Raw genomic sequence first — 25,047 nt, forward strand, 5'->3', positions numbered from 1 at the left:
CTCAGACCCTCTCGATGTCGCGGGTGCCGAACAGCCCGTAGGGCTTGATCATCAGGATGATGATCAGGGCGTAGAAGGGGATGATCTCGTAGAGGTTGCCCCACTTCAGATACTGGCTGTCCACGTACTGCCCGAGGTTTTCCAAGAGGCCGACGATGAGGCCGCCCACCACCGCGCCGAACACGCTGTCGAGGCCGCCGAGGATCACCGCCGGAAACACCTTGATGCCGAAGTAGGAGAGGGCCGACGACACGCCGTTGACGATGCCCACCACCACGCCGGCCACCGCTGAAACCGCCGCCGAGATGCCCCAGGAGAGCGCGAACACCTGGCGCACCGAGATGCCGAGGGACTGTGCCACCTGCTGGGAGAAGGCGGTGGCGCGCATGGCGAGGCCGAGCCGCGAATACTTAAAGAACCAGGCGAAGCCCGCCATGATCGCGAGGCTGACACCCGTGGACATGAGATAGGCCGTCTGCACCTGCAGCCCCAGGATGTTCACCTGCGCCACCGGGAAGATGGGCGGGAACGGCTGCGCGAAGGTGCCGAACATCCACTTCATCAGCGCCTGGAAGAAAATGGAGAGGCCGATCGTCACCATGATGACGGAGATGATCGGCTCGCCGATGAGCGGGCGCAGCACGATCATTTGCACGGCGATTCCGAACACCATCATGAAGCAGACGGCGATGAGGAAGCCCCAGAAGAAGGGGATGTTCCAGGCGGTCAGCAGCCACCAGCAGGTCCAGGCGCCGATGAGCAGGAACTCGCCCTGAGCGAAGTTCACCACCTGCGACGCCTTGTAGATGAGCACGAAGCACATGCCGACCACGCCATAGAGCGTGCCGATGATGAGCCCGTTGATGATGAGCTGAAGCAGGAGCTGGGATTGCATCACGCCGCCCTCCTTTTTCCGTCATCCTTCACCGGCGGCGGAGCGCCGAGGTCGATGACGTCTAGCTTGGTCTTGATGCGCTGGCGGGTGCCGTCCTGGAAGGTGATGGTGGTGTCCACGTCGATCACCTTCTGCCCCTCGTACATGGCATCGATGATGGTGCCGTAGCGCTCGTTGATGACGCCGCGGCGCACCTTGCGGGTGCGGGTCAGCTCGCCGTCGTCGGCGTCCAGCTCCTTGTAGAGCAGGAGGAAACGGCCGATGCGCTGCTTCTCGGCGAGCGTCCGGTTCACCCCCTCCACTTCCTTCTTCAAAAGCGCGATGACTTCGGGCCGCGCCGAGAGGTCCGTATAGGTGGTGAACGAGATGCGGTTCTTCTCCGCCCACTTGGAGACGATGGAGAAGCGGATGCAGATGAGCGCCGCGAGACTGTCGCGCCCGTCGCCCAGCACGACCGCCTCGGCCACGTAGGGCGAAAACTTCAGCTTGTTCTCGATATATTGCGGCGAGAAGCGATCATTGTGCGAGGTCTTCGCCATGTCGCGGATGCGGTCGATGACGACGAGATGGCCCTTGCCGTTGAAGAAGCCGGCATCACCCGTGCGCATCCAGCCTTCCTCGGCGAAGGACTTTTTCGTTTCCTCGTCGTTGCGGAAGTAGCCGGTGAACATGTTGGCGTGGCGGGTGACCACCTCGCCGAGGCCGTTGGGATCGGGATCGTCGATGCGGATCTCGACGCCCTCGAACGGCACGCCCACAGTGTCGAAATCGACGTCCTTTTCCTTGTGCAGCGTGTAGGCGCCGAGCAGTTCGGTCTGGCCGTAGAGCTGGCGCATGGGCACGCCCAGCGCGAGGAAGAAGCGGAAGGTGTCCGGCCCTAATGCCGCGCCGCCCGTAGCGGCGGATTTCAGGTGCGAGAAGCCGAGGCGGTCCCTGAGCGCGCGGAACAGGATGAAGTCGGCGAGCGGCGAGCGCCGCCCCTCGTCCAGCGCCTTGAGGCCGAGCTTCATGCCGAGGTCGAACATGCCGCGCTTCAGGGCGGAGGAATCCATCATGCGCGAGCGCACGTCGGCGGCGATCTGCTCCCACACGCGGGGGGCGAACAGCACGAAGGAGGGGCCGATCTCCCGCATGTCGGCCATCAGCGTCTCCTGCTCCTCCACGAAGTTCACCTTCATGCGGGAGATGAGCGCCTGACCGAAGGCGTAGATCTGCTCCATGATCCACGGCATCTGCAGAACACTGACGTATTCGTCGGTGGGCAGGCGCGGGTCCATGTCCAGATAGGCTCGGCAATGCCTCAAAAGCGCGCCGCCGGTGAGCATGGCGAGCTTGGGGTGGGAGGTGGTGCCCGAGGTGGTGCAGAGGATGGCCACATCCTCGCCCTTGCCGGCATCCACGAGGCGGTCGTAGGCGCCGGCATCGCGCGCGGCCACCTCGGCGCCGCGCTTCTCCAGCTCCTTCAGCGAGATGAGGCGGGGATCGTCATATTTGCGGATGCCGCGCGGGTCGGAATAGACGATGTGCCGGACGGTGGGGATCTTCTCGTCGAGCGAGAGCAGCTTGTCGACCTGCTCCTCGTCCTCGGCGAAGACCACCGCAACATCTGCATAGGTGACGAGATAGGCCACCTCGTCGCCCAGCGCATCGCGATAGATGCCCAGGCTCATGCCGCCGATGGCATGGGCGGCGATCTCGCCCATCAGCCATTCCGGCCGGTTGTCGCCGATGAGGCCGATCACGTCACCGCGGGAAACGCCGAGCGTGGTGAGCCCGAGGGTCATGTCGCGCACGCGGGTCGCGACCTCGCCCCAGGTGTAGGAAATCCAGATGCCGAGGTCCTTCTCGCGCAGCCACGTCTCGCCGGCGTGGGCTTTCGCGTTCAGCCGCAGCAGCTTCGGCAGGGTGTCGTGGACCGTGACGTCGGGATAGGCGGGAATGGGAGCCATGGTGCGCCTCAGCCTTGCCGCATCATGCGGACACGGCGGCGGGCGCCGCCTCTTCGATCTCAAGATCCTCCTCGCCGAGGTAGGCCTTGCGAACGTGCGGATCAGCCAGAACGGCGGCGGGCTCGCCCTCCACCAGCTTGCGGCCGAAATCGAGCACCATCACCCGGTGGGAGATGTCCATCACCACGCCCATGTCATGCTCGATCATGATGATCGTCATGCCCCATTCCTCGTTGAGATCGACGATGTAGCGGGCCATGTCCTCCTTCTCCTCGAGGTTCATGCCCGCCATGGGCTCGTCGAGGAGAATGAGCTTGGGCTCCAGCGCCACCGCGCGAGCGAGTTCCACGCGCTTGCGCAGCCCGTAGGAGAGGGTGCCGGCGGTGGCCTTGCGCACATGCTGGATATCGAGGAAGTCGATGACCTCCTCCACCTTGCGGCGATGCTCCAGCTCTTCCTTCTGCGCGCCGCCGATCCAGTAGAGCGCGCCGGTGAAGAAGTTGTTCTTCAGGAGGTGATGACGGCCGACCATGATGTTGTCGAGCACGCTCATGTGGCTGAACAGCGCGAGGTTCTGGAAGGTGCGGCCGATGCCGATCTCGGCGCGGCGATTGGGCTTCAGCTTGGTCACGTCGGCGCCGTCGAACACCACGCGTCCGTCGCTCGGCGTGTAGCGGCCGGAGATGCAGTTCAGCATGGATGTCTTGCCGGCGCCGTTGGGGCCGATGATGGAGAACAGCTCGCCGGGGCGCACATGGAAGCTCACATCGGACAGCGCCTTGAGGCCTCCGAAGCGGAGCGAGATGTTCTGCACATCAAGCAGGGCAGACACGCCCGTGGCAGCTCCGGCCGAAGCGGCAGGTAGCGACATGGTCCCCTCCCTATCCCGCATCGCGGGTTGGCTTCTATGAGCCGCTATCTCATATTATGAGACGCTGATTGATTTCATTATCGAGCGACCGTTTGAATCTTTCAAGCGAGACTTAAGGCGATCGCGAAAAATATTGCGGTCGAATTGAATTCGTCTCACATAATAAGACATGCTTGCGTCTTCCGATCCGGACTCGGGCCCCAAGGGCGCCCAAAGCTTGTCCCGGGCCATTTCGGTCCTGCGGGCCGTGGCCGGCGCGCCGTCCCATGGCGCGCGCCTCGCGGAACTCGTCGAGGGCACCGGGCTTTCCAAGGCCACCGCCCATCGTCTTGCCGCGGCTCTCGTTCACGAGGGCTTGCTGGCCTATGACGCGGCGAGCCGGTTCTACACCTTCGGCGAATTCTTCCTGGAGATGAGCAATCGGGCCGGGAAACCTCCGGCCGCGTCGGACGCGCCGCAGCCTGATCCCGCGCCCCATCCGAGCCTGTACCAACGGCCGGAATATTGCGGAAACGCCATATCTCTCGCCCACCTGCTCTGCGACCGGCACCTGCCGGGCAAGCGCGCCCTTCCGGCCATGATCCACGAATCGGTATCGGGCCAGACCTCGGAACTGAGCTTCGGCAGGCTGTCGGACTATTCATCGCGGTTTGCCCGTGTCCTGACGTCCGTCGGCATCAGGAAAGGCGACCGCGTCGCCGTGATGCTGCCCAAGGGCGTTGAACTGATCATTGCGGCCCTCGCAATCTGGCGGGTCGGCGCGGTCTACATGCCGCTCTTTTCCACCTATTCCGCATCGGCGGTGAACGCCCGCCTGGAGGCGGGCGGCGCGAAGGCGATCGTCGCAGATCGCGTGCTGGTCGAGCGCGCCCGCAAGTACATCACGCCATCCACTCCCGTCTTTCTCGTGGAGGGAGACCATATCAACCGCATAGAAGGGCGCCTCACGCAGTTCTGGTCGTCGATCTACGAGGCGGAGCCGCTGGCCGAAGCCGCCACCTATGGCGAAAACGACCCGTTCATCATGACCTATTCGGCCAAGGTGGTGGAACCGAGATACGGCATCCTGACCCCCGTCCGCGCCCTGGCCGAAATCGAGCAATACATGCGCCACGGGCTCGACGTCCGTGACGAGGACGTATTCTGGAACATGACCGACCAGGGTTGGGAGTACGGCGTTTTCTACGGTCTCGTCGGCCCGCTCCTGATCGGCAAGTCCATCCTGTTCTGTGACGGGCCCTACGACGTCTCACAGGGCTACCGTGTCCTGTCGAAGTTCCGCGTCACCAACCTCACCGCCGCCCCATCACAGATCAGGGCCTGGCGCCGCGGCGATCCTGTCGCGGCATCGCATCGCCTCGCGCTGCGCATCGTCACCGTGGGCGGCGAGCCCCTGCCCCAGGACATCATCTCCTGGGTCACGCAGAAGCTCGGCGTGCCGCTGGTGAACCAGTACGGCCACCGCGAAGCGGGCATGATCGTCGGCATGAAGCATGACCCGCATGATCCCCGCTCCCTCGATCGTGTGTCCGTCGGCCGGGTCGCGCCCGGATTTTCCCTCGTCGTCCTCGACGACACGGGCTCCGAGCTGGGCGTGGGCGCGGAGGGAATACTGGCGATCCACGTTCCGCGCTCGCCGCTCTTCTGGTTTCGCGCCTACAGCCAGGATGAAACGGCGACTGAGGCCAGATTTCGGTTCGGCCGCGACTATTACATCACCGGGGATACCGGCCACGTGGATGCAGACGGCTGCGTCCACTACGCCGGAGAAGCATCCCACGCCATTTCGATGCACAAGGATTGAGAGGTCACGCCCGCAGGGTGGCCATGTCGTCATCTCCCTATCCGGCACCCCGCGCTGTGCGGCGGACCGGGTGCCTTGTCCGATTTCTCGGCCCGGTCGTTTCGCCGGGTTGGTTAAACAATCAAGCGTTCTTTTTTATTGTGGTCAAGCGGCATTTCGTGTCGCAAGATGATCTTGCATCGCGGGGGCTGGGCTCGCACTCTGCCACGCGGATCGCAGCCGGATCGCGCGTTCGCGCAGTCCGCTCGCGCAATGAAGACACCCGGGCCGGGCCTTTGAAGGGCCGGGACATCGAACGTTAAAAGGCAATGGCGCGCACCATCGGTTCCAACGGCGCACGCACCGCCGAAGCCATCCGGCAGGCGGGCGTCAAGCTCATCTACAAGCATGGCTACGAGGCCATGAGCCTGCGGCAGCTGGCGGCCGAGGTGGGCCTGCAGTCCGGCTCGCTCTACAAATATTTCGACAACAAGCAAACCCTGCTGTTCGACATCGTGCGCGACCACATGGAGGATCTGCTCGGCAAGGCGGAAGCGGACCTCGCCGGCATCGAAGACCCGCTGGCGCGTCTCAGGGTCTTCTGCGCCTTCCACCTGCGCTACCACATGACGCGGCTCGCCCACGTCTTCATCGCCAATATGGAGATTCGCAGCCTCGACGAGGCGCATCGCGCCGTCGTGGTCGGCCTGCGCCGTCGCTATGAGGGGCTGCTGGAGGGGATCCTGCGCCAAGGTGCGGCGCAGGGCGTGTTCGAGGTGCGCGAGCCCAAGGTCGCCACCTACGCCATCATCTCCATGCTCACCGGCATCTGCATGTGGTACCTGCCCGGCGGCCGATTGAGCCAGGACGAGATCGTGGACACCTACACCGCGCTCGTCATCGGCGGCGTCACCGGAGGGGCGCCGCTTCAGCCCCTCGCAGCCCCGGCCGAGCTGCCGGAGCGCGAGAAGCCCGCGCGCCGGCCCGCCTCTCTCCCCAAGGCCGCGCGGACGTGATGGGACGGCGCGCCGTCCAACGAAAATGACCGCGCGAAAGCCCTTGCGCCTCCAATAAAAAAACGTACGATCGTTTCCAAGCCGGCATCGACCGGCGCCGAGGGAGACGCCCGAGCCGCCTTGCGCCCAGCTGCGCGGGCATCGGCGCGCTTTGCCTCCGGCTGCCCCGCTGCCGGTTCGCGAGAGCCGGGCTCCTCGAGGATCGTCGGTCCTTGTGGAGGTCGTTTCACTTGAGGCGAAAGGGCGTGCGCTCCGGCCGATCATCGGTCCGGTCGGCCACGCGCCCGGGCATTGGGGGCGAGAGCGCTCATGGCGATCATCGAGGATGCGGTCGACCGCCGCTCCGACGCATTCCGCCGCAACCGGGAGGCGCTGGAAGCCTCCGTTGCGGAGCTTCGGTCCGTGGTGGAGAAGGTGGCGGAGGGTGGCGGCGCCGTCGCCCGCGAGCGGCACCTGAAGCGCGGCAAGCTGCTGCCGCGGGACCGTATCCGCACGCTGCTCGACACCGGCTCGCCCTTCCTGGAATTCAGCCAGCTCGCCGGCTACGGCATGTATGACGACGAGGTGCCCGCCGCCGGCATCATCACCGGCATCGGCCGCGTCTCGGGCCGCGAATGCGTCATCGTCGCCAACGACGCGACGGTGAAGGGCGGCACCTATTTCCCCATGACGGTGAAGAAGCATCTGCGCGCCCAGCGCGTCGCGCAGGAAAACCACCTGCCGTGCATCTACCTCGTGGATTCCGGCGGCGCGAACCTGCCGAACCAGGACGAGGTCTTCCCCGACCGCGAGCATTTCGGCCGCATCTTCTTCAATCAGGCCAACATGTCCGCCGCCGGCATCCCGCAGATCGCGGTGGTGATGGGCTCCTGCACCGCCGGCGGCGCCTATGTGCCGGCCATGGCCGACCAGTCCATCATGGTGAAGAACCAGGCCACCATCTTCCTCGGCGGCCCGCCGCTGGTGAAGGCGGCCACCGGCGAGGTCGTCACCGCCGAGGAGCTGGGCGGGGCGGACGTCCACACCCGCACCTCCGGCGTCGCCGACCACATGGCGGAGAACGACGCCCATGCGCTCGGCATTGCCCGCGCCATCGTCGCCGACCTCAACACCACGAAAGCCCATTCCCTCGACATCCGCGAGCCGCGCGCGCCGCTCTACGATGCGAAGGAGATTTACGGCGTCGTCTCGGCCGATCCCAAGCAGCCGTTCGACGTGAGGCAGATCATCGCCCGCATCGTGGACGGCTCCGAGTTCGACGAGTTCAAGCCGCTCTATGGGCCGACGCTGGTGACAGGCTTCGCCCGCATCTTCGGCTATCCCGTGGGCATCATCGCCAACAACGGCATCCTCTTCTCCGAGAGCGCGCTGAAGGGCGCGCACTTCGTGGAATTGTGCTGCCAGCGCAATATTCCCCTCGTCTTCCTCCAGAACATCACCGGCTTCATGGTGGGGCGGAAATATGAGGCGGGCGGCATCGCCAAGGATGGCGCGAAGTTCGTCACCGCCGTGTCCTGCGCGTCCGTGCCGAAGTTCACGGTGGTGATCGGCAATTCCTTCGGCGCCGGAAACTACGGCATGTGCGGGCGCGCTTTCGATCCGCGCTTCCTGTGGATGTGGCCCAATGCCCGCATCTCGGTGATGGGCGGCGAGCAGGCGGCGGGGGTGCTGGCGCAGGTGAAGCGCGACGGCATCGAGGGTCGCGGCGGCTCGTGGCCGGCAGAGGAGGAGGAAGCCTTCAAGGCGCCCATCCGCCACCAGTACGAGGTGCAGGGCCATCCCTATTATTCCTCGGCCCGGCTGTGGGATGACGGAGTGATCGACCCGGCCGACACCCGCATGGTGCTGGCTCTCGCTTTGTCCGCCGCCCTCAACGCCCCCGAGCAGGAGACACGCTTCGGCGTGTTCCGCATGTGATGGACGGGCGCGAAAGGCGAAATCCATGAGCCCGAGCACTGGCCTCACCACAACTGTCGAAGATGGCGTCGCCATCCTCACCCTCGACCGGCCCGAGGTGCGCAACGCCTTCGACGACGCGCTGATTGCCGCGCTGACGCAGGCCTACGAGGCGGCCATCACGGACCCGTCGGCCGTCGCCATCCTGCTGCGCGCCAATGGGCCGGTCTTCTGCTCCGGCGGCGATCTCAACTGGATGCGCCGCATGGCCTCCTATTCGCAGGAGGAGAACCTCGCCGATGCGCTGGGCCTCGCGAAGCTCATGCGCACCATCGATCTCTCGCCCAAGCCCACCCTCGTGCGCATCCACGGTTCGGCCTTCGCCGGGGCCACCGGCCTCATCGCGGCGAGCGACATCGCGGTGGCGGTGCCGGAGGCGGAATTCGCCGTCACCGAGGTGCGCATCGGCCTCATCCCGGCGGTCATCAGCCCCTATCTGGTGCGGGCCATGGGGGCGCGTCAGGCGCGGCGCTATTTCCTCACCGCCGAGCGGTTTTCCGCCGCGACGGCGCTGCAGCTGGGCCTCGTCCATGAGGTGGTGCCGGCGGAGGAGCTGGACGCCGCCATCGCCCGCCATCTCAAGGCGCTGAAGGCGGCGAGCCCCGCCGCGCTTGCCGCCACCAAGGCGCTCGTCGCCGCCGTGGACAAGCCCCTCGACGACCACGTCATCACCGACACCGCCCATCGCATCGCCGACCAGCGCGCCAGCGCCGACGGACGCGAGGGCGTCACCGCCTTCCTCGAAAAGAGAAAACCCAATTGGGGGGCCGCATGATCCGTCCGATCCGCACCCTGCTCGTCGCCAATCGCGGCGAGATCGCCGTGCGCGTGATGCGCACCGCCAAGGCCCTGGGCCTGCGCACCGTCGCCGTCTATTCGGAGGCCGACGCGGACGCGCTGCATGTGGCCGTGGCGGACGAGGCCTATCCCATCGGCCCGGCGCCGGCGCGCGAGAGCTATCTCAGGATCGACGCCATTCTCGACGCCGCGCAGAAGAGCGGGGCGGATGCCATCCATCCCGGCTACGGCTTCCTCTCCGAAAATGCCGCCTTCGCCGATGCCTGCGAACAGGCCGGCATCGTCTTCGTCGGCCCGCCCGCCTCGGCCATCCGCGCCATGGGCTCCAAGAGCGCCGCCAAGGCGCTGATGGAGAAGGCGGGCGTGCCGCTTGTGCCCGGCTATCACGGTGAGGATCAGGATGCGGGCCTGCTCGCCCGCGAGGCGGAGCGCATCGGCTTCCCGGTGCTCATCAAGGCCTCGGCCGGCGGCGGCGGCAAGGGCATGAAGGTGGTGCGCTCGGCGGAAGACTTCCCCGAGGCCCTCGCCTCCGCCCAGCGCGAGGCGAAGAGCGCCTTCGGCGACGACAAGGTGCTGGTGGAGAAATATCTCACCACCCCGCGCCACATCGAGGTGCAGGTCTTCGCCGACAGCCACGGCAATTGCGTCTATCTCCACGAGCGTGACTGTTCCATCCAGCGCCGCCACCAGAAGGTGGTGGAGGAAGCCCCCGCCCCCGGCATGACGCCGGAGCGCCGCGCCGCCATGGGCAAGGCGGCAGTGGATGCGGCAAAGGCAGTCGGCTATCGCGGCGCCGGCACGGTGGAGTTCATCGCCGAGGGCGAGCATTTCTATTTTATGGAGATGAACACCCGCCTGCAGGTGGAGCATCCGGTGACGGAAGCCATCACCGGGCAGGATCTGGTGCAATGGCAGATCCGCGTCGCGCAGGGCGAGACCCTGCCGCTGACGCAGGAGGAGATTCCCCTTGAGGGCCACGCCATCGAGGTGCGGCTCTATGCGGAGGACCCGGCGCGGGACTTCCTGCCCCAGGTAGGCCGGCTCGACCATCTCGTCCTGCCCTCCCATCTCGACCACACGCGGGTGGATACCGGCGTGCGGGCCGGGGATACGGTCTCCATCCACTACGATCCGATGATCGCCAAGATCATCGTCTCCGGCGCCGATCGGCTCGAAGCCGTGCGGCGGCTGGAGGCGGCGCTCGCCGCCACGGAAGTGGTGGGGCTCGCCACCAACCGGGTGTTCCTGAAGGCCATCGCCGCCCATCCGGCGTTTGCAGCGGCCGAACTCGACACCAATTTCATCGCCCGCCACCAGGACGTGCTGCTGCCCGCCCCGGCGCCGGTGGACGACATGGTGCTGGCCCTCGCCGCCCTCTCCATCCTGAAGGAGGAGGCGCGCCAGTCGGCCGAGACGGTGGATGCGGCCGATCCGTGGTCGCCCTGGGGCCTCGCGCCCGGCTGGCGGCTCAATCGCGACGCCCATGTGGACCTGACCTTTGCCGACCGCGAACGGCGCATCGACATCCGCGCCCATTTCCGCCCCCACGGCTTCATCCTGGCCTTGCCCGGCGGCGACATGGCGGTGGAGGGCGAGGCGGAAGCGGACGGCAGCCTGCGTGCCCGCCTCGACGGGGTGGCCCTGTCGGCGCGGGTGATCCGCACCGGCAACCGCCTCACCGTATTCGTGCGCGGTGGGGAATATGCGGTGGACTTCATCGACCCCCGCCTCGCCTCGCAGGCCGCCACCGGCACCGCCGGCCGCCTCGTCGCGCCCATGCCCGGCACCATCATCCGCATCGCGGTGGAGGAAGGGCAGGAGGTGACGAAGGGCGCCGCTTTGGTGGTGGTCGAGGCGATGAAGATGGAGCATACCGTCGCCGCGCCGCGCGATGGCAAGGTGAAGGCGCTGAAATTCGCCGTGGGCGACCTCGTGGACGAGGGCGCCGAGCTTCTGGTTCTGGAGGACGCCTGATGGCCCGCCCCGCTTCCGTCCGCATCGTCGAGGTCGGCCCCCGCGACGGGCTGCAGAACGAACCGGGCATCGTGCCCCTCGACGCCAAGGTGGCGCTCATCGACGCCCTCGCCGACGCCGGGCTGAAGATGATCGAGGCCGGCTCGTTCGTTTCGCCCAAATGGGTGCCGCAGATGGCCGACACCGCCGAGGTGCTGGGCGCCATCAACCGCCGGGCCGGCGTGCGCTACACCGTGCTCGCGCCCAACCTGAAAGGGCTGGAGCTGGCGCTCGCCTGCGGCATCGAGGAGGTGGCGGTGTTCACCGCGGCCTCGGAGGCGTTCACGCAGAAAAACATCAACTGCACCATCGCCGAGAGCCTGGAGCGCTTCACCCCGCTCATCGATCTCGCCCGCGCGCGCGGTGTCGCGGTGCGCGGCTATGTGAGCTGCGCGCTGGGCTGCCCCTATCAGGGCGAGGTGCCGGTGGCGAAGGTGGTGGAGGTGTCGGAAGCCCTCACCGCCATGGGCTGCTACGAGGTCTCGGTGAGCGACACCATCGGCGTGGGCACGCCCGACAAGGCGCAGGCGGTGACCGGGGCCGTGGCCGAACGCATCGGCCTTGAGCGCACCGCCATCCATTTCCACGACACCTACGGGCAGGCGCTGGCCAACGTGCTGGCCTGCCTCGACATCGGCGTGGCCTCGGTGGATTCGGCCGTGGCGGGGCTCGGCGGCTGTCCCTATGCCAGGGGCGCGTCCGGCAATCTCGCCACCGAGGATCTCGTCTACATGCTCAACGGCCTCGGCATCGAGACCGGCGTCGATCTCGACCGCCTCGCCGCCGCCGGCCGCGCGATCACCGCAGCGCTCGGCCGCACGCCGGCCTCCAAGGTCGCGCAGGCGCTGGCGGCCAAATGTGCGTGACGCCCGGCTGAGGTGGAGCCGGTGGCGTCGGTCGCCCTTATCCCGTAACCTTAACGGCAGTTGAAGGGGGCGCTCCGTTGCCTTGACGGGATGCAACCCCTAACTGTCGCCAAGTGAAACCGGCGCAGGGTCTGCCGGTCAGTTCGGGATCGCGCTCATGCCCGCGTCCAATGCCGCTTTGACCGTTTCGGGCCGCGCCATGCGGCGGTTCGCGCTGGCGACCTTTGCGCTTGCTGCTCTTGCTGCTCCTGCGGCTGCGCAGGAGCTGACGCGTCTTTATGCGCCGAAGCCGCCCACCGGCTCCGCTTATGTCCGGGTGGTGGACCTTGCCGCGAGCGGCGCGCCCATCTCAATCGGCAGCGCGGCGGCTGCGGCCGTTCCCGCCGGAGACACCGCCACCATCTACCGCATCGTGAAGGGTGGCACGCCGCTCGCCGTCAGCATTGCCGGCAAGCCGGCCGAGGGCGGCATCGTTCCGCCCGCCGATGCCTTCTCCACCGTCATCGTCCCGGCCACCGGCCCGGCCGTGGTGATTGCCGACCCCACCGAGGGCCGCAACGACCTCAAGGCGCAGCTGCGCGTCTACAATCTGGTGCCCGGCTGTACGGCAAGCGTGGCGGTGGCTGATGGCGGCCCCGTCGTGTTCGAGGGCGTCGCCACCAACGACACCCGCCAGCGCGCCATCAATCCCATCGAGGCGGTTCTGGCGGCAAGCTGCGGAACGGCGGTGTCGCAGCCGCTGAAGCTACCGCCCCTGAAAGCGGGCGACCATTACAGCCTGTTCCTCCTGCCCGGTGCCAACGGGCCGAAGCTGACGGGCCAGCGCGACGAGACGGAGCCCTATCGCGGGCCGGGCAACTGATCCGGCCCCATGGTCTTCGCCTCCGACAGCTTCCTCTTCCTGTTCCTCCCGGTCTTCCTCATCGTCTATGCGCTGACGCCGGGCATGGCGCGCAACGTCGCCATCCTCGCCTTTTCCTGGCTGTTTTACGCTTGGTGGCGGGCGGACTTCCTGCCGCTCATCGTCTCCATCGCCATCTGGTCGTGGGCGACGGGCCTGTGGATCTCCCGCACCGAAGGGCGGGCCCGGGGCTGGGCGCTGTTCGTCGGCATCGTCTGGCCGCTCGCGTCGCTGATCTGGTTCAAATACGCCAACATGCTGGTGCATTCGACCGAGGTGCTCACCGCCTCGGTCTGGGGCTGGCCGGACGTGCTGCTGCCCATCGGCCTGTCCTTCTTCGTGTTCGGCGCCATCTCCTATTCCACGGACGTGTTCCGCGGCACGGTGAAGGCCGAGCCCTCGTTCGTGAACTATGCCACCTACCAGTCCATGTTCGGCCACCTCGTGGCGGGCCCGGTGGTGCGCTACGAATGGGTGGCGCAGCGCCTGAAGGAGCGCACCTTCCACCGCGCCGAATTCATGTTCGGCGTCGAGCGCTTCATGCTCGGCTTCGCCCAGAAGGTGCTGATCGCCGATACGCTCGCCCCCATGGTGGATGCCGGCTACGCCATCGCCCATCCCACCACGGCGGATGTGCTACTCTCCGTCACCGGCTACACGCTCCAGCTCTATTTCGACTTCTCCGGCTACAGCGCCATGGCCATCGGCCTCGGCCTGATGGTGGGGCTGAAATTCCCGGAGAATTTCGACAACCCGTATCTCTCCACCTCGCTGGCCGAGTTCTGGCGGCGCTGGCACATCTCGCTGTCGAGCTGGCTGCGGGACTATCTCTACATTCCCCTGGGGGGCAATCGCGGGTCCACGGGCCGCGTGTCCACCAACCTCCTCATCACCATGGGCCTCGGCGGCCTCTGGCACGGGGCGAGCTGGACCTTCCTCGTCTGGGGCCTCTGGCATGGGTTCGGGCTCATGGTCGGACGGGTGTGGAAGAATCTCGGCCTGCCGGGAACGGGGGCGCTTGCGGGGCATGTCCTCACGCTCGCCTTCGTCATGGTCGGCTGGGCGCTGTTCCGCGCGCAGAGCTGGGCCGAGGCGGGGGTGATCTTTTCCGGCCTCGCCGGCGCCAACGGCATCCCACTGAGCCCGGCCATGGGCGCGGCCATCCGGCCGGTGGAGATCGCGACGGTCGTGCTCGGCATCGGCCTCGTCTATTTGCCGAAGCTCATGCGCATCGATCCCTCCGCGCCCAATCCCGGCCATTGGCTGCGCGCCTGGACGGCGCTGCCTTTGTTCCTGTTCGCCGTGCTGGTGCTGCAGGGGCGGATGGTGGTGCCCTTCCTCTATTTCCAGTTCTGAGGGGGCGATCAAGCGACCATGCCGCATCTCGCCCGCGCCCTCGCAACCCTCGCCTTCCTCGCGCTGATGCTGACCGGCCTCGGCTTCGTCGCCGTGCACCTGAAAGGCGAGGAGGCGCGCACGGCGCTCGCGGCAGCGGCGTCCCCCGAAAATGTCCTGACCGGCCGCTTCACCGCGGTGCTCGACAAACAGATCACCGCGGCACTCCCCAAGCTGACGGGGCTGGAGGATGTGGTCTCCGGCCTCGGCTACAAGGTGCTGGGAGATGCCGGTGATCTAGTGCGCGCCGGCTGCCCCGGCTGGCTGTTCTACCGCGAGGAGATGATCGAGACGCCGCAGGCGCGGGCCAATTTCGAAACCCGGCTGAAGATCGCGGCGAAGATCCGCGACCGGTTCGCCGCGCGAAACGTCGCCCTCGTGGTGCTCCCCGTTCCGGACAAGGCGCTTCTGGCGGCGGATCATCTGTGCGGCGCCTCGGTCTCCCGCGAGTCGCGGTGGCGGTTTGATGCATGGTGGGCGCAGAGCCGCGCGCTGGGGCTCGATCAGGTCGAGATCGCGCCCGGCTTCCCCGGCGCAGACGGTTTCCTGCGCACCGACACCCATTGGAACGTCGCCGGCGCGAAGCTTGCCGCCAACCGGGTGGCGGAGGCGGTGCGCAAGCGCATCGGTGCGGGCACGCAGAAGATCACCCTTTCGGAGAGCCCGCCCCAGCCGCGCGTCGGCGACCTCATGCGCCTCGCCGGACTTGAGCGCACCTGGCGCTGGTCCGGCCCGCAGCCGGACGAGGAGCCGGAGGTGTCCGCCGCCATCACCCGCACCGGTGGGCTGCTGGATGACGTACCGGGACCGCAGGTGGTGCTCGCCGGCTCGTCCTTCTCGCGCAATTCCGGCTTCCTCGACTTTCTCCAGGCCGCCTCAGGTTATGAGGTGGCGCAGAAGAGCCGCGACGGCTCCGGCTTTGCCGGCCAGCTTCTCGAACTTCTGATGGACGAGCCGCAGATTTTGACTGAAACGCGCCTCGTGGTGTGGGAATTCCCCATGCGGGCGCTCACCCGGCCGCTGACGGATGTCGAGCGCCGCTTTCTGGGAGATGCGAAATGACGAAGGTCGCCGGTGCTGGACGCGCATTCACCCGCCGCCGCTTCCTGGCTGGAACCATGCTGGCGGGCGGCCTGCTAGCAGCGGGCATTGCCGGCCTGCCCACCCCGGCGGCGGCGCAGAACAGCGGCATCATCTCGGGCAAGGACGGCTGGTTGTTTCCCGGCTGGGAGAGCATCACCGTCCTCAACCGCGCCGGCATCACCGCCAACGTCGCGCTGCTGCAGGAGGCAAAGGCGGCGCTTGCGACGCGCAACGTGACGCTGATGGTCATGGTCGTGCCCATGAAGGCGCCGTTCTACAAGGAGAAGCTGCCGGACGGGACGACGGTTTCCGCCGACGTCGCCGGCCAATACGACTTCATCATCGACCAGCTGAGGAAGGCCGGCATCGACACCGTGGACCTGCGCCCAGCCTTGAAGTCGGTACAGACAGGCAAGCAGACCAGCTTCTACCGCGCCGATTACCACTGGACCTCCTGGGCCTCCGAGGCGGCGGCGGATGCGGTGGCGCAGGCCATCAAGGCCAAGGTCGGCAAGCTCGCCGGCAGCCCGCCCGGCGACAAGCTTGGCGAATGGGTCACGCAGCGCCATCTCGGTGACCTTGCCCAGCGTTTCCTCACACCGGACCAGCAGAAGCAGATCGGGCCGGACCTCTACACTGTGCGCACGCCGGCGCCGGCCAAGACCTCGCTAGTGGATTCGGCTCCCGCGCCGGTGCACATCATCGGCAACAGTTTCGTCCAGCCCTATCTTGGCTTCCCGCAGAAGCTGTCGAACGCCCTCGACCGGCCGGTGTCGCTCACCTGGAACCCGGGCAATGTCGGCCCGTGGGCGACCTTCCTGCAATACGTGACCTCGCCCGACTTCGCGAAGAGCCCGCCGCAGGTGCTGCTCTGGCAGTTCAACGAGGGACCGTTCCACAGCGGCCCGCAGGCGACGGACCAGTGGGACGTGCCCTCCATCATGCCGCCCCAGACTTGGCGCGACCGGATGCTGGCAGCGGTTCGCCGATAGAGATTTCGTTAAGGTCTCCTGCCGAAGTGTTAACGGCGCGCGCGGAACGCCTCCTCGCGCGCCGTTTTCGTTTACGCTTTGGCAACAAACGCGCCATCAAAGTAAATGATCCCTTTACGGCATCTGATTATTAACCCTGCCTGTTAAGGTTAACTGCCATTTAAGTAATCGATGCCAAGGTGGCCCCATGACCACCGCCATTCACTTCCGCACCTCCCCTGCGCTCACCCTCGACCGGGATCGGAAGAGGCTCCTGCGCGATATCGCTCTCGGCCACGTGCTGGCGACATCGATCGCGGCGCTGACGCTCGCGGCGGGACCGGCATGGGCGCAGTCGCCCCAGCCGTCGCAAGCACCGCAGACCCAGCAAGCGCCGCAGGCCCAGCAAGTGCCGCAGGCTCAGCAGGCGCCGCAGGCCCGGCAAGCCACCCCGGCGCCGCAGCCACCGGAACTGACCGGAGCGGCGTGGGCGGCAGCGGATCGCGCCTATGCGGCCCAACGCGAGAAGAGATATGCGGACGTTGTGACCAATGCCCGCGAGGCGCTCAAGCTGCGCCCCGACGTGCCGCGGCTCTGGCTGCTGCTGATGGATGCGCTGGATGCCCAGGGCAAGACCGCCGAAGCGGTCGTCGCCGGCAACGCGGCCATCGCCGCCGGCATCACCGATCAGGCGCTCACGGCCCGGGTTCGCGCGCAGAGCCGCGTGCTGGCGCAGGAGCCCTCTGTCGCCGCGAACAAGGCGCTGGAGGCATCCAATCCGAAGGCCGCCATCGAGCAGGCCCGCAAGGCCGTCGCGCTGGTGCCCGACGACCTCAGCTATCGCGTGCTGCTCGTCTACACGCTGCTCGCGGATGGCCAGCTGGAGGCGGCCGACAGGGCGGCGAGCGAAGCCATCCAGGTGGATCCGCAGTCTTTCCTGCCGCGCACGCTGCGCGGCTATGTCCGGCTGCGCCTCGGCAAGGTGGCGGAGGCGGAACAGGATTTCGACACGGCATTGAAGGACGAGGTGCTCACCGGGCCCACCGCCCACGATGCGCGCCTCGTGATGGCGGATGCCGCCATCGCCGCCGGCCACCCCCAGCGGGCGATCAAGCTTCTGGAACCGGTGGAGCCCGATGCGGCGGTGCAGGCGCGCCTGCGTGTCGCCCGCGCGCAGGAGCGCAATCCGAAGATCGTTCCCGCCAACGCCACCCAGACGCTGCCGGTGCCGTTCCAGAAGTGCACCGACACGCCCTATGGCCCATCCTGCAGCCTCATCCCGGCGACCACGCCGCCCGGGGGCGGGGTCAGCGACACCCCCGGCTACGATGCCGCGCTCGAAGCCTTCGGCGCCTATCGCGAGGGTAATGACAACCTCTCCGAGGCCCGCATCCGGGAAGCGCTGAAGGAAAATCCGGGCAATGCCCAGTGGCGGCGCCTGCTGATCGATTCGCTCGATCGCTCCAAGAAGTACAAGGAGCTGGACGTCGCCATCCGCGACGCCATCAGCCAGGGCGACAACGACCCCTCTTTGATCGCCCTGCGCGCGGCCAACGACAAGCGCCTCGCCGAGCCGATGGCCGTGCAGGCCATCAAGGACATCGGCCGCGGCAAGGCCTCGACCGCCGTCACCTCGGCGCGGCAGGCGGTGGAGCGGGCGCCGGACGCGCTCATCTTCCGCATCGTCCTCATCGATGCGCTGATGGCCGCCGGCCAGTTCAAGGACGCGGAGACGGCGGCCTCGGGCGCCGTCGCGGACAATCCGAACGAGCCGCTGCCCCACATCCTGCGCGCGTGGCTGCTGCAGAAGACCGGCCAGCGCGACGAGGCGGCGCGCGAATTCGACACCGTGCTCAACAGCAACCTGCTGACCGACCTCGAGGAGCTGAATTACCGGCTCATCGCCGCGAACGCCGCCATGGCGGCCGGCAAGCCCGAGGAGGCGCTGAAGGCGCTCGAAGCGCTCGACGCCGACAAGAACAAGGAGGTCGGCGTCCTGCGCAAGCAGGCGGAGGCGCAGGTGAAGGCGCCGAACGCGACCAAGCCGTCCCTCCAGCAGCCCGCCGTGCTGTGCCAGCCGACCAGCTACGGCGTCATCTGCTCGGTGTTCGCCAATCCGCAGATGCAGGCGCCGGGCGTCGCCGGCCTCAATCCGGGCTCCCCCGGCTATGCCGCCGCCAGTGCCGCCTATGCCGCGTTCGGCCGCAAGGACTATGCGACCGCCATCGCCGAGGCGCGCCGCGCGGTGAATGCCGAGCCCGGCAACCGCAATTACCAGACCCTGCTCCTCAACGCCCTGTCGTCGGCCGGCCGCTACGGCGAGGCCGAGGCAGTGGCGAGCCGTCTGCTCGCGACGAGCCCGCGCGATGCCACCCTGCTGGTGCAGCGGGCCAACCTGCGCATGCAGGCCAAGGACTTCTCTGGCGCCGTCGCCGACTACAGGGCGGCGCTGGGCTCCCCCAACCTGCCGCCGGCCCAGGTGCGCATCGTGCGCCTCGGCCTCGCCGACGCGGCGCTGTCCGCCAAGCAGCCGGAAATCGCGATCTGGGCGCTCGAGCCCTACGCCAACGAGGACAGCTACGAGGTCCAGGCGCGCATCGGCTTCGCCTCCCTCGCGCTCGACGACAAGGAAGGGGCGCTTGCGGCCTTCACGCGGGCCGCGGCCCGGGCGCGCACCCCGCAGGAGCGGATGGCGATGCTCTCCGCCCGCATCGGCGTGCTGTCTCAGCTCGGCCGAAAGGACGAGGCGCGTGCGCTGTTCCAGAGCGCCTACAACAGCGGTGCCCTGCGCGGCCTGAAGGCGGTGGACCTCGCGGTGCTGGCGAGCCAGGCGGGCGAGGACGAGCTTGCCTATGAATACTTCTCCGAGGCGAACAGCCGCTGGCGGCTGCGCGGCACCAACCTCATCAATGCCGCGTACAATGCCCGCCGCACCTATCACAATGCGGAGGCGGTCGATTACTTCAAGTCGGCCATCGACGAGGCGCGCGAAGGCAAGCTTCAGCTCGACCCGCAATATCTCTTCGGCCTCAGGCGCGAGGTGGCCGAGCTGACGCGCACCTGGGGCGCCTACGCTTCGGTGAGCTACGGCCCGGTGGGCGTGGCGCCCGGTTCCTTCCTCGTCCCGCAGACCTCGAACGGCTCCAACCACACGGTGGGTGCCGGCGGCGAAATCTACTGGCGCCCGCCGGGGATCGGCTATCGCGACGGCTCGATCTTCGAGCTGTTCGTGCGCGGCTTCGGCACGGTCTATGCGGACAATGGGGGAGCCACCGGCTTCGACACCATCCAGGGCTCCGTCGGTGCACGCTGGAAGCCGTTCTCGACCGAGAACCTGGTGTTTGAAATCTCCTATCTCTTCCCGGTCGGCCAGTATTCCCGCAACGATCTGCTGCTCCGCGCCGCCTATTCCAAGGCTGAGGGCACCGATCTTCGGGTCGACGTGGACAACTGGCGGGCCTGGCAGATCTATGCGGACTACAATTACTTCGTGAGCCTGCCGGAGACGGTGGCCACCTTCGAAGGGCGCTACGGCCAGGCCTTCCGGATGGACGCCATCTCCGACCATCTGGTGCTGTGGCCCTACCTCGCCATCGGCGGCGGCTACGACACCGCCTATGCGACACCGTTCGCCATGGGCATCGGTCCGGGCATCACCGCCCGCTACTGGTTCAACGAGGACGAATACACCGCTCCGCGCTCCTACCTCGACTTCACGCTCCAGTATCGCTGGAAGCTTGCGGGCGACGACCGGGCCCAGGGCATCTTCGCCGGCGCCTTCCTCTCCTACTGAGCGGAGAGACGGAACAAGCGCCTGAGGGAACAAGGGCTTGCGCCACATCAAGGCGCAGGCCGGCAGCCGACGGCATGGTCGCCGGCATGACCTGCCCCGATATCACCTGTCCCGATACGAACACCCTTCTCGCCCGCTACGGGCAACCGGTGCCGCGCTACACCAGCTACCCCACCGCGCCGCACTTCTCCCCGGAGGTCGATGCCGCGACCTACGCCCGCTGGCTCAAGGAGCTGCGGCCAGACGGCACTGTCTCGGTCTACATCCACGTTCCGTTCTGCGCCGAGCTTTGCCTCTATTGCGGCTGCCAGACCGCGGTGGCGCGCAGCCGCACGCCGGTGAAGGCCTATGCCGACCGGCTCGTGGACGAGATCGGCCTTGTCGCCCGCCACCTGCCGGGACGGATGAAGCTGAGCCACCTGCATTTCGGCGGCGGCACGCCCACCATGCTGGCGGATGAGGACTTCGCCGCGATCATGCTGGCGCTGCGCGATGTCTTCGCCTTCGCCGACGATGCCGAGATTGCCATCGAGATCGACCCGCGGGTGATGGATGCCGACAAGGTGGCGGTGCTCGCCCGCGAGGGCTTTAACCGCGCCAGCCTCGGCGTGCAGGATTTCGACCCGAAGGTGCAGGAGGCCATCGGCCGCCACCAGTCGCTGGAGGAGACGCGGGCGGTCGCCGACGCGCTCCGGGCGGCGGGCATCTGCGCGCTGAACCTCGATCTCATGTACGGCCTGCCGCATCAGGATCAGGCCTCCGTGCGGCGCACGGTGGAAGCGGCACTGGCGCTCGACGCCGACCGCATCGCCGTGTTCGGCTACGCCCATGTGCCGTGGATGAAGAAGCATCAGGCGCTCATTCCCGAGCACGCCTTGCCCGGCCCCGCCGAGCGCCTCGCCCAGGCGGAGCTGGTGGCCGACATCCTCGCGGGCCACGGCTATCGGGCGGTGGGGCTGGACCATTTCGCCAAGGCGAACGACCCCATGGCCCAGCGCGCGGCAGACGGCTCGCTCAAGCGCAACTTCCAGGGCTACACCACGGACGACGCGCCGGTGCTGATCGGCTTCGGCGCCTCGGCCATCGGCGCCCTGCCCCAGGGCTATGTGCAGAATCTCGCCGCCACGCCCCAGTGGCACAAGGCGGTGGAGGCCGGCGCGCTGCCCATCGCCCGCGGCATCGCGGTGAGCGACGAGGACCGGCTGCGGCGCCATGTCATCGAGCGCCTCATGTGCGACCTCGCGGTCGATCTCGACGACGCCTGCAGGAGCTTCGGCTTCCCGCCGGAGACGTTCGCGGACGAGATCGAGGCGCTGAAGCCCCTGATCGCCGACGGTCTGGCGGTGCGGCGCGGCGCGGTAGTGGAAGTGCCGGAGGCGGCGCGCCCGTTCACCCGGGTGGTGTGCGCCGTGTTCGACGCGCGCCTGGTGGCCAGCCGGGCGGCGGCGCCGGAAAAGAAGCGGCACGCCGCCGCCGTCTAAGCTGAGCTTCCCGGCCGGGCCAACACACCGAAACGCACGGGCACAAAAGAAAAGGCCCGCCGAGGCCAGGGGCCGGAGCGGGCCTAAGGGGGAACGCTGCTAATCGGAGAGAGCGCAGCGTGCCGGGGGAAGAACTTCAGGAGTTCAGGCGCTTCAGCGTCGCGCCGTCACGCAGCAGCACACGGCGCGAGGACGGCAGGGCGATGGCGGAAATCTCTTCGAGATGGGTCAGGGTGCGCGACACCGTCTCGATGGTGAGGCCGAGGAAGTCTGCGATGTCCTGCCGCGACATGGGCAGCGTCACCTCGATCCCGTTCGGCCCCTGGCCCGCGCCGGCGCGTTCGGCCATGTCGAGCAGGAAGGTGGCGACCCGCTCCTGAGCGGTCTTGCGGCCGAGGACGAGAAGGTGATCCTGGGCGCGGCCAAGCTCGGCCGCGGTCAGAGCCCACAGGGCATGGGCGAGTTCCGCGTCGTCGGAGGCGCGGGAGAACAGGATCGAGCGCTTCACCCGCACGATCTTGCATTCGCTCACCGCCTCGGCGGAGAAGCGATGGCGGCCGGTCATCTCCCAGCCGAACACGTCGCCGGGGAGACAGAAGGTCTCGATCTGGCGCCGGCCGTCGCCGAGCAGCTTGCAGATGCGCACGGCGCCGGACAGAACGATGTAGAGATTTTCGGCCGGCTGATCCTCGCCGAAGATTTCGGCGTTGCGGGCATAGCTCGCAACCACTCCGAGGCGCGCGACCACTTCAGTGGGGGTTCGCGTGTCAGCCTCCTCGGTCCAGCGATGGGCGGGCCGTGCAGAAGACAGGGGCTCGGCGAAAGACTTGCTGTCGTAAGCCCGGGGCTGGGCGTAGGTCTTGTGGGCGATCGCTGCTGCGGGGCTCGGCATCGGTTGACCCTTCCATCGGAGTTGAGAAAGGGATAACCGGCGGAACGCACGGGAAAAATTCGGATCGAACACTTAAGTCGGTCCCCTTAGGTACTATTACGTAGCGGCGGGACGTCGCATAAAGTGGCGGTTGGCATGGCATTGGTGGCGGCGGAGGGCCCAGTGGCGCACGGGAACAAGCAGATGCTCGGCGACGCTGCGCGCGGCTCTGCCGCGGCGCTCGTCGCCCTTCTGCTTTGCCGTCTTGCCGGGCTTCAGCCGCTGAGCGGAGAAGCGCTGCTGCTGCAGCTCGCGGTCATCATCCTGGTGTCCGGACGCGGCCTCGTGGCGGGCGGCGCGGCGGTCGCCGTCGCCTTTGTCGGCGGCGTCGCGCTGCGCGGCCTTTCCAGCATCGATGCGCGGCTCGATCTCGCCGCGCCGGCGCTGTTCCTCGCGGTGGGGCTCGGCATCGCGGTGCTCGGCGAGCGCCTGCGCCGCACCCGCCTCGATGCGGCGGCGCGCGACCGCGACCTTTTGGCCCGCGAGGCGCACCTTTCCTCCATCCTCGACACCGTGCCCGACGCGATGGTGGTGATCGACGAGCGCGGCATCATGCGCTCCTTCTCCACCGCGGCGGAGCGCCTGTTCGGCTACACCGCGACCGAGGCGGTGGGGCTGAATGTCTCTGTGCTCATGCCCTCGCCCCATCGCGAGGGGCACGATGGCTATATCGCGCGCTATCTTGCCACAGGCGAGCGCAGGATCATCGGCATCGGCCGCGTGGTGGTGGGCGAGCGCAAGGATGGCACCACCTTTCCCATGGAGCTGGCGGTGGGCGAGATGCGCTCCACCTCCGAGCGCTTCTTCACCGGCTTCATCCGCGACCTGACCGAGCGGCAGCAGACCGAGGCCCGCCTGCAGGAGCTTCAGGCCGAGCTGGTCCACATCTCCCGCCTCACCGCCATGGGCGAGATGGCCTCGACGCTGGCCCACGAGCTCAATCAGCCATTGTCCGCAATCGCCAATTACATCAAGGGCTCGCGCCGCCTTCTGGATGCCGGCACGGTAAGGGTCGAGCTGTTGCAGGGCGCGCTCGAGAAGGCCGGCGAGCAGGCCCTGCGGGCCGGCCAGATCATCCGCCGCCTCAGGGATTTCGTCTCCCGCGGCGAGAGCGAGCGGCGGGTGGAGAGCCTCGCCAAGCTGGTGGAGGAGGCGAGCGCCCTGGCCCTGGTGGGGGCGAAGGAGCACGGCATTCAGGTGCGCTTCCTCTACGACCCGAAATGCGACCTCGTCCTCGCCGACAAGGTGCAGGTCCAGCAGGTGCTGCTGAACTTGATGCGCAACGCCCTGGAGGCGATGATGGAGACACCGCGTCGCCAGCTTCTGGTCAGGACGGAGGCGGTAGAGGACGACATGGTGATGATCAGCGTCTCGGATACCGGGCACGGCATCTCAGCGGAGATGGGTGCGCAGCTGTTCACGCCGTTCGTCACCACCAAGCGGCATGGCATGGGCGTGGGGCTTTCCATCTCGCGCACCATCATCGAGGCGCACGGAGGCCGCATCTGGGCCGAGCCCAATCCCGGCGGCGGCGCCGTATTCCGATTCACCCTCCGCGCCGTGGGCGATGCGGAGGCGGTGCATGATTGAGGAGACAGCGGTGATCCACGTCATCGACGACGACGATGCGGTGCGCGAATCCCTCGCCTTCCTGCTCTCGACCGCCGGCCACGTGGTGCACGAGCACGCATCCGCCCGCCTGTTCGTGGAGGCGGGGCTGCCCGCCGCCGACCCGGCCACGAGCTGCATCATCACTGACGTGCGGATGCCGGGCATGACCGGCATTGATCTGCTCCAGCATCTGAAGGACAAGGGGTCCAGCGTGCCGGTCATCGTCATGACCGGCCATGGCGACGTGCCGCTGGCGGTGGAGGCCATGAAGCTCGGCGCCGCCGATTTCCTGGAGAAGCCGTTCGACGACGTGGCCATCCTCGACACCGTGAAGTCGGCGCTCGACCGCCGCCAGAAGACCAGCCAGCACGATGCCCTGCGCGAGCAGGTGGTGGACCGCATCGGCGGCCTGTCCCAGCGCGAGCGGCAGGTGCTGGAGTGTCTGGTTGCCGGACAGGCCAACAAGACCATCGCCTATGAACTCGGCATCAGCCCCCGCACGGTGGAGGTCTACCGGGCCAACGTGATGACCAAGATGAAGGCGCAGAGCCTGTCGGAACTGGTGCGCATGGCGCTGCTCGCCGGTATCGCGCCGCGTCCGACCTGAACCGCCCTTCCGGCATCGAACTGCGCTCCTCAGCCCGCTTGATCTAACGCAAGGCCCCGGAGCCCCCTCCCAAAGTAGGTTATAGGCACCGACCACGCGGACCCGCGAACGGGTCGTGGGAGAATCG

General features: G+C 67.5%; 18 protein-coding genes. 14 read left to right on the forward strand and 4 right to left on the reverse strand.

What is annotated here, in order from left to right; translation table 11 throughout:
- Nucleotide 1: 1 nt before the first annotated feature.
- From V5F74_RS21630 to V5F74_RS21640, 3 genes are read right to left on the reverse strand one after another with little or no spacing between them, the layout of a single operon-like run.
- Nucleotides 2–895, reverse strand: a complete 894-nt coding sequence (locus V5F74_RS21630) for a branched-chain amino acid ABC transporter permease (protein ID WP_024276586.1) — start codon at nt 893–895, stop codon at nt 2–4.
- Nucleotides 895–2,844: a long-chain fatty acid--CoA ligase gene (locus tag V5F74_RS21635; protein ID WP_250165460.1), complete on the reverse strand. Its 1,950-nt coding sequence runs from the start codon at nt 2,842–2,844 to the stop codon at nt 895–897. The genes V5F74_RS21630 and V5F74_RS21635 overlap by 1 nt, the downstream gene beginning before the upstream one ends.
- 22 nt (nt 2,845–2,866) lie before the next feature.
- Nucleotides 2,867–3,715 carry an ABC transporter ATP-binding protein gene (locus V5F74_RS21640; RefSeq protein WP_245279297.1) on the reverse strand — a complete coding sequence of 283 codons (849 nt, stop codon included), beginning with the start codon at nt 3,713–3,715 and terminating at the stop codon, nt 2,867–2,869.
- A gap of 217 nt (nt 3,716–3,932) precedes the next feature.
- Between V5F74_RS21640 and V5F74_RS21645 the strand changes: the two genes are divergently transcribed.
- The 12 genes from V5F74_RS21645 to hemN all read left to right on the forward strand — a co-directional run bounded on the left by V5F74_RS21645 (nt 3,933) and on the right by hemN (nt 21,771).
- Nucleotides 3,933–5,519, forward strand: coding sequence for an AMP-binding protein (locus V5F74_RS21645; RefSeq protein WP_394009950.1), 1,587 nt, complete (start codon nt 3,933–3,935; stop codon nt 5,517–5,519).
- A gap of 308 nt (nt 5,520–5,827) precedes the next feature.
- A complete protein-coding gene (locus tag V5F74_RS21650) occupies nt 5,828–6,514 on the forward strand; it encodes a TetR/AcrR family transcriptional regulator (protein WP_081837523.1) in 687 nt (228 codons plus the stop codon).
- 309 nt (nt 6,515–6,823) lie between these two features.
- The gene (locus V5F74_RS21655; RefSeq protein ID WP_029556283.1) at nt 6,824–8,431 is read left to right on the forward strand and encodes a carboxyl transferase domain-containing protein; all 1,608 of its coding nucleotides are present in this window, start codon (nt 6,824–6,826) and stop codon (nt 8,429–8,431) included.
- A 25-nt stretch (nt 8,432–8,456) separates the two neighbouring features.
- Nucleotides 8,457–9,245: an enoyl-CoA hydratase-related protein gene (locus V5F74_RS21660; RefSeq protein ID WP_029556284.1), complete on the forward strand. Its 789-nt coding sequence runs from the start codon at nt 8,457–8,459 to the stop codon at nt 9,243–9,245.
- Nucleotides 9,242–11,242 carry an acetyl/propionyl/methylcrotonyl-CoA carboxylase subunit alpha gene (locus tag V5F74_RS21665; RefSeq protein WP_029556285.1) on the forward strand — a complete coding sequence of 667 codons (2,001 nt, stop codon included), beginning with the start codon at nt 9,242–9,244 and terminating at the stop codon, nt 11,240–11,242. The genes V5F74_RS21660 and V5F74_RS21665 overlap by 4 nt, the downstream gene beginning before the upstream one ends.
- Entirely contained in the window at nt 11,242–12,147 is a 906-nt protein-coding gene (locus V5F74_RS21670; protein WP_394009951.1) for a hydroxymethylglutaryl-CoA lyase, read from the forward strand. The genes V5F74_RS21665 and V5F74_RS21670 overlap by 1 nt, the downstream gene beginning before the upstream one ends.
- A 157-nt stretch (nt 12,148–12,304) precedes the next feature.
- Nucleotides 12,305–13,009, forward strand: coding sequence for an alginate O-acetyltransferase AlgF (locus V5F74_RS21675; RefSeq protein ID WP_394009952.1), 705 nt, complete (start codon nt 12,305–12,307; stop codon nt 13,007–13,009).
- Nucleotides 13,010–13,018: 9 nt separating this feature from the next.
- The gene (locus V5F74_RS21680) at nt 13,019–14,404 is read left to right on the forward strand and encodes an MBOAT family O-acyltransferase (RefSeq protein ID WP_394009953.1); all 1,386 of its coding nucleotides are present in this window, start codon (nt 13,019–13,021) and stop codon (nt 14,402–14,404) included.
- Nucleotides 14,405–14,422: 18 nt separating this feature from the next.
- A complete protein-coding gene (locus tag V5F74_RS21685) occupies nt 14,423–15,505 on the forward strand; it encodes an alginate O-acetyltransferase AlgX-related protein (protein ID WP_394009954.1) in 1,083 nt (360 codons plus the stop codon).
- The gene (locus V5F74_RS21690; protein ID WP_029556290.1) at nt 15,502–16,518 is read left to right on the forward strand and encodes an alginate O-acetyltransferase AlgX-related protein; all 1,017 of its coding nucleotides are present in this window, start codon (nt 15,502–15,504) and stop codon (nt 16,516–16,518) included. Before V5F74_RS21685 ends, V5F74_RS21690 begins: the two co-directional genes overlap by 4 nt.
- 187 nt (nt 16,519–16,705) lie before the next feature.
- A complete protein-coding gene (locus V5F74_RS21695; protein WP_394009955.1) occupies nt 16,706–20,290 on the forward strand; it encodes a bacteriophage N4 adsorption protein A in 3,585 nt (1,194 codons plus the stop codon).
- 86 nt (nt 20,291–20,376) lie between these two features.
- Nucleotides 20,377–21,771: an oxygen-independent coproporphyrinogen III oxidase gene (hemN, locus tag V5F74_RS21700; RefSeq protein ID WP_394009956.1), complete on the forward strand. Its 1,395-nt coding sequence runs from the start codon at nt 20,377–20,379 to the stop codon at nt 21,769–21,771.
- Nucleotides 21,772–21,907: 136 nt separating this feature from the next.
- Here hemN and V5F74_RS21705 read toward each other — a convergent pair whose 3' ends face one another.
- Complete coding sequence (locus V5F74_RS21705; RefSeq protein WP_024276571.1) at nt 21,908–22,663, reverse strand: helix-turn-helix domain-containing protein; 756 nt, start codon at nt 22,661–22,663, stop codon at nt 21,908–21,910.
- Nucleotides 22,664–22,846: 183 nt separating this feature from the next.
- Between V5F74_RS21705 and V5F74_RS21710 the strand changes: the two genes are divergently transcribed.
- Both V5F74_RS21710 and fixJ read left to right on the forward strand, forming a co-directional pair.
- The gene (locus tag V5F74_RS21710) at nt 22,847–24,292 is read left to right on the forward strand and encodes a sensor histidine kinase (protein ID WP_250165563.1); all 1,446 of its coding nucleotides are present in this window, start codon (nt 22,847–22,849) and stop codon (nt 24,290–24,292) included.
- Complete coding sequence (gene fixJ / locus V5F74_RS21715) at nt 24,285–24,920, forward strand: response regulator FixJ (protein ID WP_029556294.1); 636 nt, start codon at nt 24,285–24,287, stop codon at nt 24,918–24,920. The genes V5F74_RS21710 and fixJ overlap by 8 nt, the downstream gene beginning before the upstream one ends.
- The last annotated feature ends 127 nt before the right edge of the window (nt 24,921–25,047 follow it).

This window comes from Xanthobacter aminoxidans, from assembly GCF_043193615.1.
GTDB classification, from domain to species: Bacteria; Pseudomonadota; Alphaproteobacteria; order Rhizobiales; family Xanthobacteraceae; genus Xanthobacter; species Xanthobacter aminoxidans.